We start from the raw sequence: 9751 nt of genomic DNA, 5'->3' as shown, positions 1-9751 counted from the left end.
CCAAATCAATCGCTTAAGCTACATCCGCCAGCCTCAAAGGCCCATCGTTGTGCATAAGACGGGCTAGAACCCGATGTGATCAAAGTTGACGCGACGCTCACCCGTGGTGTCGACAGTGATCCGGGGCGTTATGCTCTCATTGCCGGACTTGTCACGTTTGCAAATGTTCTCGGCAGCCAACTCGTTGCGGAGGGTGTGGAAACAAATGCCGAACTAGAAATGCTACAAAAGGCCGGCGTCCAACTCGCGCAGGGGTTCTTCCTGGGCAAGCCAAAGTCGATTTTGGATGCCCTCGCCGTAATTGGGTCCCCGGCGATCCGTACTGGCCGGAAGCCAAAGCGGACGAGTGAGCCAATAGGGACATTTGCCTCAACCCGCCAGCTGGACGATGGCGGCGTTTGAGGGTCTGTCGCGCATGCTGGCTGCGGCGGGCTTTGGCTTCTGTTACAGCAAGGCGATGAATTGGCTGAAGCGCTTTCGCGAGACGGGCAGCTTCAAACGCCGCCAGATCGCCGCTGAAACGATTTTGGGTTTTTGGCGGCGCTGTAGACCAAGGGACTTTCTGCCTGCGCGGACTGATGGCCGAGTTGGTCTAGCGTCGCCTTGCGGTCGAGTACCGCTCAGCGTGGGATTCTCCCACGCCAGAAGTTCAGTCAGAAAAAGCGACGCTGATCGCCAGCGAAAACAATCACCCCGTTGTGGCGCGCCGGCGGGCACTGCGGGCAAAGTATCAGGGCCGGATCAATCCTTTCTGCTTTACAACAGACAACGATCAGAAACTGCCTCCATGGCTCTTACCAACGCTTTCGTGTTAAAATGCGACAACGCCTCATCGTAATATGCGCTATAATTCTGGTCATAGGCGCTATCTTTCTTTAGGTTGAAATTTTGCATTTCCAGTAAAATTATTGTTTCTATGCTATTTCTCAATGCGACTCTTATGAGTTCGCAAGGACGGTCGTCTGGCTCAGCGGCATTGAGAGCCGGGGATATAATCAGGTCTAATATTACAGCCAAGAGAGCCGCCCGCACCATTTTCACCTCACCTCCTTGATTATGCCTGCCACATCCTCGTTTAAGCCCAGTATATAGTCGATTATCTCAACACAGGATGCGTTTGTCTTACCGGATTCTATCTGCGCTAGCCGCTCCTCCTCCAAGCCATTCCGCGCGGCGAACTCGCGATAGCCAGCGCCTTTTAAGATCCGCTTTTCAGCCAGCAATTTAACTAACTTGGCATATTTCCGTTTGTCTTCAATAATTTCGACGATTTGCGTCATTAGACGCGCCTCCCCACCCTGTTTAAGCTCTGTTTTGGACAAAACCGGCCCAGGTGGTGGCTCAGCTCTTTTCGCGGCGATTGCGGGTGGATTACCTGACTCTTCTCTCATTAATGCGCCAGCTTGCCACGCTAATATCGCTCCGATGATGATAATAACAACGAGGCCCATTACCTTCCAGCCACCGCGTTTGCCCGTTAAATATATATTTGGTTTTTTTGTTATCTTTCGTGCTGAATAATGGGGGCCGCCGGTCCTTTAACTGAGGTGTTTTGGTTTGACTTTGCTTTTGGATTGCCGCATGGGGCAAAGGATCCTGGCTTCGGATCGATACCTCACTCAAGATCTCGTCATACTGGTCTTCCTCCCATTTGGCCGGGTCGAAAAGAAGGTCGATTGCAGACCCGTATTCTCGATTGGCAGATTCCTCTGGCCGAAACATTTGTCCAGATGGAGCTTCGATCTGAGTAAGCTTGAATCGAGCCGCGAATGGCTTCTTTTTAGCCTCTGCTATCCTTTCATTTACGAAACTACAAAACTCATATATATTTTTGGAATTATCCCCTTGACGCAAGTACGGTAACTGCCCTATATTGAGGGCATGAACAAGAGCAAAGCACCCCTGTTTTCGGTTCGCGACTTCTTCGCCCGGTTCCCGGATGACGAAGCTTGCCTCCAGCACATCATGGACGTTCGCTTCGGCATGAAGCATCCGTGCCGCAAGTGCCATGCTCTCTCGACGTTCCACCGCATGAGCGACCGCCGTGCCTTTGCCTGCTCGCATTGCGGCGACCACGTTTACCCGACTGCCGGCACGGTTTTTGAAGATACCCGTACGCCGCTCCAGTCGTGGTTCTATGCGATCTATCTGTTCGTCACGACGCGCCATGGCGTTTCGGGCAAAGAGCTTCAGCGCCAGCTTGGCGTGACCTACAAGACCGCATGGCGCATGGGGATGAAATCCGTGAGCTTATCGGTTCGCTGCAGGACTTCGACATGCTTCAAGGCCACGTCGAGATGGATGAGACCTACGTGGGCGGTCATCGCCCCGGCAAGCGTGGTCGTGGTGCCGCCGGCAAGACCATTGTCATGGGCATGAAGGAACGCGACGGCGACATTCGCACGGCGATCATTCCGAACGTCAAGAAGTCCACACTTCGCGATGTGACGCTGCGCAACGTCGAGCCCGGTTCGGTCGTCTCGACCGACGAACTCATGTCGTATGGCTTACTGGAGGGTGATGGCTATGTGCACGGTTCCGTGCCGCATGGCGAGAAAATCTGGTCGTCCTACGATTACCGCACGGGCGAGACCCATTCGGTAAATCACGTCGAGAGCTTCTGGAAGCTGTTCAAAGTTTCGGTTCGCTCGACCCACATTCACGTGTCGGCCAAGTACATGGACCGCTACCTTGCGGAATTCTTTCCGGTCGAACCACCGCGTGATGCAGAACGCGATGTTCGATCTGATTGTTGCTCGTGTTTGATGACTTTGGAGGCCGCTTTTAGGAAGGCGGCCTCTTCAATAGGACCTATGCCCGCTGCCTCTTGCTGGCGAATGAACTCTTCCAAGCGGTTTTCCCGCAACGCTTCGGCAAGTGAAATCATGCCGCCAGCCTTCGCATCTGTTCGATAGGCATTGCCTCTTCGATCACGTTAGAAGAGTGGGAAAGAACACCCAAATAAGTGCCCATTTCCATCTTGTTATGAACCATGACGATACGCTGTGGTGCACGGTCAAGCAGCGCGATATCGTTCATTTTCATCGCTACGCTGGCAACGGAATTTGGGTGTTTTGTAGCGAATTCAAATAGGCTTGTCCGCCGACCGTCTTTGAGAGCAGCGGTAAAGTCCCATTCGTGGTTTGAAGCGCCCACTACCTTTTCGTGTCTCGCAATTCGTTCAGCGCCGAATACGGCCTCAAGGCGCGCAATAAGGAATTCCGACGCATCCACAGCTGCTTTTTCAGCCATTTTGTAGGCACAAAGGGTGACGGTCTCGACGGAACAGTTGGCTATCGTGACGATTGCACCAGGGATCCTGTCCAGCGGAACTTCAAGAACAAAAAAGGAGTGTTCGTCGAAACCAACGCCGGAATTTTGTCCGATAGCTTTGGCTTGGCGCACATACGTCCGGTCAGCGCCCATCATCTCAGCTTCCGAATAGCCAAGGCCAAAATCCGTGACGAAAAACTTGTCCGGGCCGCCGGAAATGCGCACAACAGCCGCCGACCCACTTGGGTATAGGATGGGCAGGTTTACGTAGGAGCCTTCCGGTCTGTGAGCGGCAGACACGATTTCTCGCATCGCCGAGTCAACGGTAGCGGAAAGGGATTTGTCGGGAGCTACGATCATTTTCACTCTCAAAACAGGATGCCATTCCAAGGTGGAACCGGCATCCAGTCTATGTTCGAGATTCTAAACTCTTTGCCCACAAACACAAGGATTTCGTCGTACGTCGGTTCCGGTTCGATCGGCACAGAAATATCAAGACACCCCGTTCGAACGCTGTTTTGGCTGTGATCCCAATTCAGAAAAAAGTCGTGGTTGTGGGTCCCTTTTTGCAGCACGTTTCGGTATTCGGGCGGCCCAATCATTTTGTTGTTGTGAGGCCTCAACGGTCTCCACTCGATCCTTGCCATAGGGCCGCCGCGAGGCTGGCGCCTTGGCGGATAATATTCGAGCTGAAAGGACAAGAATTCGTCAGGCCGAATGCGCATGGCTTGAGCGCGGAACTGCAACCCCTCGACAGTCACGCCATCAATATCAATCGGAGAAACAAACGTAATCCATTCCTTGTCCCGACGCTGCCAAGTGCGTCGGGTGGGGAATGACTTTTCTGCGGAAAACAGGACGCTGAGATCGGCTTGCATTGAGCCGATTTGAACACACCTTAAGCGGGAATCCGAGTCCCACTCGCGTCACTTGCTTGAAGGGGATAATTCCCTATATTTTTGCTAGATTCGGCGCAGCGAATCGATTCACTCCCAGCCTGGGTTGTTATAACTATTTTTTTAATCCAAAGAAAATTCCTTATCGTGGCCGACTCAAATTCTACGTATGGAACAACATTCGAAGACAGATGCTGTTCCTGTAAAAGAAAGGACACCCCGGCGTCGGATGCACGGATCGTGACTGGAATTTTTTTGGTAAAAAGTTGCCTGTGACGGCGCTTGATTGTACCATTTACAATATAAAGGATTTTCGCTGGGGATACAGTGCTCATTTTGAGTTTATGTTTTTCTCTAATCGTGAGCTCGTTGTCGTGCCGCCAACCAAAGGGCTTGCATAGAATGCGGCTGAACAAAAAAAGGGCAGTTAAATGTTTTCCTTTAATTTGTTTAAAGATATAAGGAATTTGGAATGTTAGGCGGCCCTGACCGCAACGGTTTCTGGCGGCGTCGACGCCGATAGCCGAGTACAATCGTGGCTGCCGACGTCATTATGCGGTCAACCGCTAGCCCGATTGGACTTCAAATCGACCTGTACTTGTCCAGGTTGGCGATCAGTTGCATTTTGTCCTCCGGTTAAAGTGGCAAGGATTTTGGAATTGTCTCACATGATCGCGGTCGCGTGGCTTTGATGGTCCGCAGGCCGATTAACGCTCGCGGTAACACCGCTCGTGCAATTGTGCTGCCGGGTTATCCGGCCAACGAGGGGCTGTCGCGGACGAGCACGCATGCGCGGTTTGGCTGCGACGCGCCGCCGAGCGCTGGCCCAAGGTTCGTGGGGCGAGGTGTTCGCGCACGTGCCAAGGTCAGGCAATCGACGCATTGTCCGTCGGGCTATGCTCGCGCCGGTCGCGTTGCCAGGGGCGTCTCCATCAGGTGCGCAGGATTTCATAACATCGCTGGTCGCCATCTACCGGGGCTCAGCGCTCAGCGACCGTACGAGTAGCCTGCGAGCCGGCGGCTAAGAACTTCAGGACGGAACCTGGGTATCGTTCGACAAATGGTACCGCAACAAGTGGGTCGTGACCTGATGCGGTGGACGGCCTCCGCTCCCGGCATCGCAATGTGCCAAAGTGTGGCTGTCGAAAGTCACATAAGGGAGAGCCGTCCATGGAGAAGATTACCACAATTGGTCTGGATAGAACCGCATGTGCTTGTCGTTGCCGGGATCGGACTCCAGCGGCGCGGCCGGAATCTCGCGCGACATCGAGACGATCTCGTCCATCGGCGTGCGCAGTTGCCGGGCTGTCACCGCGCTGACGGTGCAGACGCACGACAGTGTGACGGAAATCCATCATTCGTCGCCAAGCCTTGTGGCCGACCAGATGCGCGCTGCTCTACAGGCCAACGATGTCGCGGCCATCAAGATCGGCAGCTCGCGACGGCTGAGATCGTCGTTGCCGTTGCCGGCGCGCTGCGCGAGAATCCGCAGGTGCCGGCAGTACTTGACCCGGTGCTGGCCTCGACCTCAGGCCGGGCGCTCCTGGAAGCAGGCGCCATCACCGCCATGAAGCGCAATCTGATGCCGCTTTGCCGTCTCGTCACCCCCAATCTCATCGAACTGGCGCTCCTCGTTGGCTCGGCACTGGCGGTGGATGAGAACGAAGTAGTCAGGCAGGGCCAAAGTTTGCTTTCGGCGGGTTCACAGGCCCTGGTGATCAAGGGTGGCCACGCCGCAGGCCCTCGTTCAACAGACATTCTGTTGGGTCGCGATCCGGAGCTGATCCGCTATGACGCACCGCGCCTGGCCACGTCCGTGCGTGGGACGGGCTGCATGTTGGCCAGCGCGATTGCGGCGCATCTGGCGAAGGGATGTCCGCTTGAAGACAGCGTGCGCAAAGGCAAGCTGTTTGTTTTTCAGAACCTGCAGAAGAATGCAGCCGAATGACCACATCATTTCCGCGTCCAGCCAAGCTCACAAATGCGTTGTGTCGGCAACCTGGTGATGACAATCGTATCGAGTGGTTCCAGAGGGCCTTGCTGTAAAGCCGAAGTTCGTCTCGCCGACCAGCTCCGGCAGCAGAAGAGCCGGGAGCACTAAAGGGATGCATTTTGGGCTGCCCGCCCGGCAAATTTGCCGTATATGCACCCTGTCGCGCACATTGCGCATAGGGGTGGACTGACGGTCTCGACCACAGAATCTTAGCACGAAGTCTCCTGCTCGTTGGGTGTGTCAGCCGGCCTCGGAGTGGTCGTATGCGCTTCGAAACCGGTGCTGGTCTATCGTCCCGTTTCATCCCTCGAGTCGCCATTCATGAATTCGAAACGAAAGTTCGTTTCTCATGACACTGGGAAGGAGAGGCCGAATGTCATCCTTTCTCCGGATAATGCTTGTTGAACCGGTTGCGATAATGAGCGGACCACGTCGTCGTGCGAGCACTTCAAAGCTGCTTGTAACCCTTCCTGTGGCTGCGGCCGCCGTCGCCAGTCTGATTGTTGGCGATCAGGAGGACGACTATGTGGCTTGCCTCATCGAAACGGCGGCAAAGATCATGAAAACCCAGGCGGTCAAAGACCCAGCCAAGGCGCTCGACGAAGCTGCCAAGCACTGCCAGCCACCGCCGCAAGTGGGCTAAGGATGGAGCCCGGACGATCGGCTCGCCGAAACGGCATGGTAGCGTGGGCCAAGGCAGACATCGTCCCAGGAATCCATCCTAGCACGGCAGCACCACAAGCAGTGCGCACGACTACGCAGAGTGGCGCCTGAGATGAAAGTGCCGCCGTGCTTCCTTCCTAGCCGTCCTTCGGTCGTCCGTGCGCGCCCTCGCAATTGGTCACGATGCGCGGACCGTCAGCTCACCGGAACCTATGCGCCGGTTGAACAGTTTGAGAAACAATGATGGGCCTCTGGCACCCTGCGTCAGTGCCGCGCAGAATACTTCGTAGGAATGACATGTCCAGTATACAATGAACCACCAAATACGCAGGGAGAACCATGGCCGCTGAAAAAACTCAAACCGCAGCGGAGCCATTAGCCGGGCGGACTTCCAGCGAGGCCACGAGAGCGCCGAGCCCGGTCCATTGCTTTTCGGAAAATCCTGGCGCCTATGAGATGCACTTAATTACGCGTCTGAACAACCCATATTTTGAGCCTGAGAGGCGACAAGTCACTCTCGAACAACTCGAACACGCTCGTCGCAGGGATCGCGAGGAGTTGGCAAAGGCTTCGGCGAAATTTGAGGATGTGGTGAAACTCGCGAGCAACTTGCCTGAGGTGGCCACCTTGCAAGAACTAGAGCCGGTTCGCCTAGCCCTAGAAGACACCATCAAATTAGCGACAGGAGCGGGTGGCCAAGCGAAGGAGGTGGCCAGCCAATGCGACAGGTTACGCGAAGCTTGGATCGAAACTTTCCGCAAATCTCTCTCCGATGATCCGCAGAGTATGAAGGCTTTCGAGGCTGCCAATGTCCGCTATGACGAACTCATGCTGCGATCCATCGTGCCTCTCACGGTGCAGTTCTCGATAGAGAACGGTCCAATTCCGCATGAAGAGATATTCGCCACTTTTTTGTCGGAAGAGCCGGAGATGCTTGAAAGCGCCATGAAGGTGCTAGGGGCGAATGCCGCAAGACCTTTGGCAGAAGGATGCCTCAAGCTGATGATGCGCAGAATCGAAGAAGGCATGGATGATCCGAATGATCTAAGAAAAGCTGAAATATTGTTAGCCATCCTGAAGACAGAAAATCGAGGTACGTCAACAGGGTATAGTTAACCCTGCTCCGTCGAAATCGAGCATCGATATCCTCCGAGCAGACGAAAAGCAGCTCAGCGGCCTGCAGTTGCTGGGCATCCAAGCAAACACCTCGAAAAGGATGGCAGGAAACTAGCTGAACCGGATGCCTGGATAAAACGACCACTTCGAGTCTAGTTGCGCGTCTGGCCCGGTATGGGGTGCCGCAAGAAATCGGACCAGCAATGGGAGGCGAAGGCAGGAGAGACGCCGGACCTGGTTTCCTGAATCACTCAGGGCCGAGCGCTATCATACGGCCAGCATAATTGGGATAAACGTCAGAGGAAAAACGACCGCGTCGGGATCGGCGGCTGAAATCCGGCGAGATCAGAATTGGCGCAGCGCAGCGGTTCCCAGTCGACATCGCTCGCGCGACCACATGGATGTCGGCCGCTTGTAAGCCCACACGATCAGACCAACGTCGTTGCGGGCGTTGCCAGTTTGCCAGTCTTTAGGCGGCAACGCCCAGTGGCGTCACCATGCTGCCGTGGCCGCCGTCGTTCGGATCAAAGGCTGCCCCGTTTTCAGCTTTTTACAGAACTGTCGGGACATCATCTTCTGACGCCGAGCATGGCTGACGATGGCCATTTTCTCCAAGAATTTACGCAATATTGCGAAGGGGTATCTCCTGGTCACTCAAGCATCTCGATCAGTTTACCGACCATTACATATTTTGAACAGTATTATTGCGCGCTAACTTTCAGTCTGATCTCTCTTGGTTTTTTCCAAGCATCAAATTCGGAGGAACTCTGTTTGGTCACGAAGCCATCCAGGCGTGCCACCGAGAGACCCGAGTCGACCGATCTCGCCGCGCTGACAAAACTGGCGACGGCTTCGTATGAAATCCTCGAGCGCGAACTTCGCGCTACGATCGCGACGCTCGAGAGCCAGGCGTTGCGGTTGGAGACGGCGATCGACAACATCTCGCAAGGCATCTGCTTTTTTGGCGCCGACGAACGGCTGATCCTATGCAACCGGCGCTATGCGGAAATTTACCGCATTGCGCCCGATGAACTACAGCCAGGCTTGACGCTGGGCGAAATCGTCGAGCGGCGCGTCACCGCCGGGACGTCAAACTCTGCGATTTGTCTGGCGAACCCTATGTTGACCGACTTTCTTGCGAAATGCGCGAAATGGTGATGGCGACCTGTGCTGCCAACAATGTGAAGCTCTATGCGCGCTTTCGATCGGAACGTGAGGACTGGGTTCTGGCAATGGTGATGGCGCGGATCGGATTTGCCTTCATGCCGGAATGTTCAGTCACGCTGCCAGAACTGCTGCAACGCCCCTTGATCGAGCCAGAAGTCAGCCGCAAGATCTCTATGCTCAGCGTTCTGGGACGCCCCTACAGCCCGGCAACTGCGGCCATGCTCCGGGCTGCAAAGTCATTCCACTGGCCTGGATAGCGTGAACGATCTGCGCCTTTCCACGAAGTAGCCGCTCGTCACCGCTTGCGAAGTCGAAAAATGGGAGACGGATCTGCTGCCCCGCTTCCTTGGATATCACTGCCAACGCCGTTCCGAAGGCGCTGGCGTGGGGACTGAGACTCACCTTGAGGGAATAGCGTTGGTTTCCCGCCAACCAACGCGGCCCTTATCAACCAAAGACAGCTACGGCTGATTTGATGATGATGCCGCCATACGGGCTTCGGCGCATCTGACGACCCGTGGCGGTGCGAAAAACATTCGTCAATTGCAGCGCAGGCGGCACGCGCGACCACAAGGTTCGCACGCTCTCCCGGCCATGCCGGGTTTTGCGAATGACGTTTCCGGTGACGACGCGCTGCGACCAT

The 9751-nt window shown here is 55.2% G+C and carries 9 protein-coding genes and 4 pseudogenes; 8 read left to right on the top strand and 5 right to left on the bottom strand.

The features are described 5' to 3' along the window. The first annotated feature begins 75 nt into the window (after positions 1-75). Complete coding sequence (locus DH08_RS17510; RefSeq protein ID WP_345892413.1) at positions 76-402, top strand: EAL domain-containing protein; 327 nt, start codon at positions 76-78, stop codon at positions 400-402. A 635-nt stretch (positions 403-1037) separates the two neighbouring features. Here the strand turns inward: DH08_RS17510 and DH08_RS17505 are convergent. Continuing rightward, entirely contained in the window at positions 1038-1451 is a 414-nt protein-coding gene (locus DH08_RS17505; RefSeq protein WP_192180475.1) for a hypothetical protein, read from the bottom strand. Positions 1452-1881: 430 nt separating this feature from the next. Between DH08_RS17505 and DH08_RS17500 the strand changes: the two are divergent. Continuing rightward, positions 1882-2766 (top strand): annotated as a pseudogene (locus DH08_RS17500) (IS1595 family transposase). Between the two features lie 117 nt (positions 2767-2883). Here the strand turns inward: DH08_RS17500 and DH08_RS17495 are convergent. The 3 genes from DH08_RS17495 to DH08_RS37175 form a co-directional block, all read right to left on the bottom strand. Continuing rightward, positions 2884-3633 carry a hypothetical protein gene (locus DH08_RS17495; RefSeq protein WP_192180473.1) on the bottom strand — a complete coding sequence of 250 codons (750 nt, stop codon included), beginning with the start codon at positions 3631-3633 and terminating at the stop codon, positions 2884-2886. A gap of 8 nt (positions 3634-3641) precedes the next feature. Then, on the bottom strand, positions 3642-4151 hold the full coding sequence (locus DH08_RS17490; RefSeq protein ID WP_192180471.1) for a hypothetical protein: 510 nt from the start codon (positions 4149-4151) through the stop codon (positions 3642-3644). Positions 4152-5349: 1198 nt separating this feature from the next. Then, positions 5350-5481, bottom strand: a complete 132-nt coding sequence (locus tag DH08_RS37175; RefSeq protein ID WP_345892415.1) for a hypothetical protein — start codon at positions 5479-5481, stop codon at positions 5350-5352. Between DH08_RS37175 and DH08_RS37470 the strand changes: the two are divergent. The 6 genes and pseudogenes from DH08_RS37470 to DH08_RS17465 form a co-directional block, all read left to right on the top strand. After that, positions 5459-5542, top strand: a pseudogene (locus DH08_RS37470) (hydroxymethylpyrimidine/phosphomethylpyrimidine kinase); the annotation flags it as partial. The gene DH08_RS37175 and the pseudogene DH08_RS37470 sit on opposite strands and share 23 nt — an antisense overlap. Positions 5543-5616: 74 nt before the next feature. Continuing rightward, positions 5617-6117 (top strand): annotated as a pseudogene (gene thiD, locus DH08_RS37165) (bifunctional hydroxymethylpyrimidine kinase/phosphomethylpyrimidine kinase); the annotation flags it as partial. Between the two features lie 418 nt (positions 6118-6535). Then, on the top strand, positions 6536-6805 hold the full coding sequence (locus tag DH08_RS17480; protein ID WP_192180470.1) for a hypothetical protein: 270 nt from the start codon (positions 6536-6538) through the stop codon (positions 6803-6805). A gap of 359 nt (positions 6806-7164) precedes the next feature. Beyond that, a complete protein-coding gene (locus tag DH08_RS17475) occupies positions 7165-7941 on the top strand; it encodes a hypothetical protein (protein WP_192180468.1) in 777 nt (258 codons plus the stop codon). A gap of 588 nt (positions 7942-8529) precedes the next feature. After that, a complete protein-coding gene (locus DH08_RS36440; RefSeq protein WP_246800912.1) occupies positions 8530-9099 on the top strand; it encodes a PAS-domain containing protein in 570 nt (189 codons plus the stop codon). Continuing rightward, positions 9045-9365, top strand: a complete 321-nt coding sequence (locus DH08_RS17465; protein ID WP_192180466.1) for a LysR family transcriptional regulator substrate-binding protein — start codon at positions 9045-9047, stop codon at positions 9363-9365. Before DH08_RS36440 ends, DH08_RS17465 begins: the two co-directional genes overlap by 55 nt. Positions 9366-9555: 190 nt before the next feature. Here the strand turns inward: DH08_RS17465 and DH08_RS17460 are convergent. After that, positions 9556-9751 (bottom strand): annotated as a pseudogene (locus DH08_RS17460) (IS1595 family transposase); the annotation flags it as partial.

This window comes from Mesorhizobium amorphae (genome assembly GCF_014843845.1).
Lineage (GTDB): Bacteria > Pseudomonadota > Alphaproteobacteria > Rhizobiales > Rhizobiaceae > Mesorhizobium > Mesorhizobium amorphae_A.
Note: the sequence above shows the minus strand (reverse complement) of the source record. Positions and strands in the feature narration are given on the sequence as shown.

Bases quoted from the DNA above. Each gene is read 5' to 3' on its own strand.
- DH08_RS17475 (WP_192180468.1), top strand. From the start codon at position 7,165: ATGGCCGCTGAAAAAACTCAAACCGCAGCGGAGCCATTAGCCGGGCGG.
- DH08_RS17505 (WP_192180475.1), bottom strand. From the start codon at position 1,451: ATGGGCCTCGTTGTTATTATCATCATCGGAGCGATATTAGCGTGGCAA.
- DH08_RS17490 (WP_192180471.1), bottom strand. From the start codon at position 4,151: ATGCAAGCCGATCTCAGCGTCCTGTTTTCCGCAGAAAAGTCATTCCCC.
- DH08_RS17480 (WP_192180470.1), top strand. From the start codon at position 6,536: ATGTCATCCTTTCTCCGGATAATGCTTGTTGAACCGGTTGCGATAATG.
- DH08_RS17495 (WP_192180473.1), bottom strand. From the start codon at position 3,633: ATGATCGTAGCTCCCGACAAATCCCTTTCCGCTACCGTTGACTCGGCG.
- DH08_RS36440 (WP_246800912.1), top strand. From the start codon at position 8,530: ATGGCTGACGATGGCCATTTTCTCCAAGAATTTACGCAATATTGCGAA.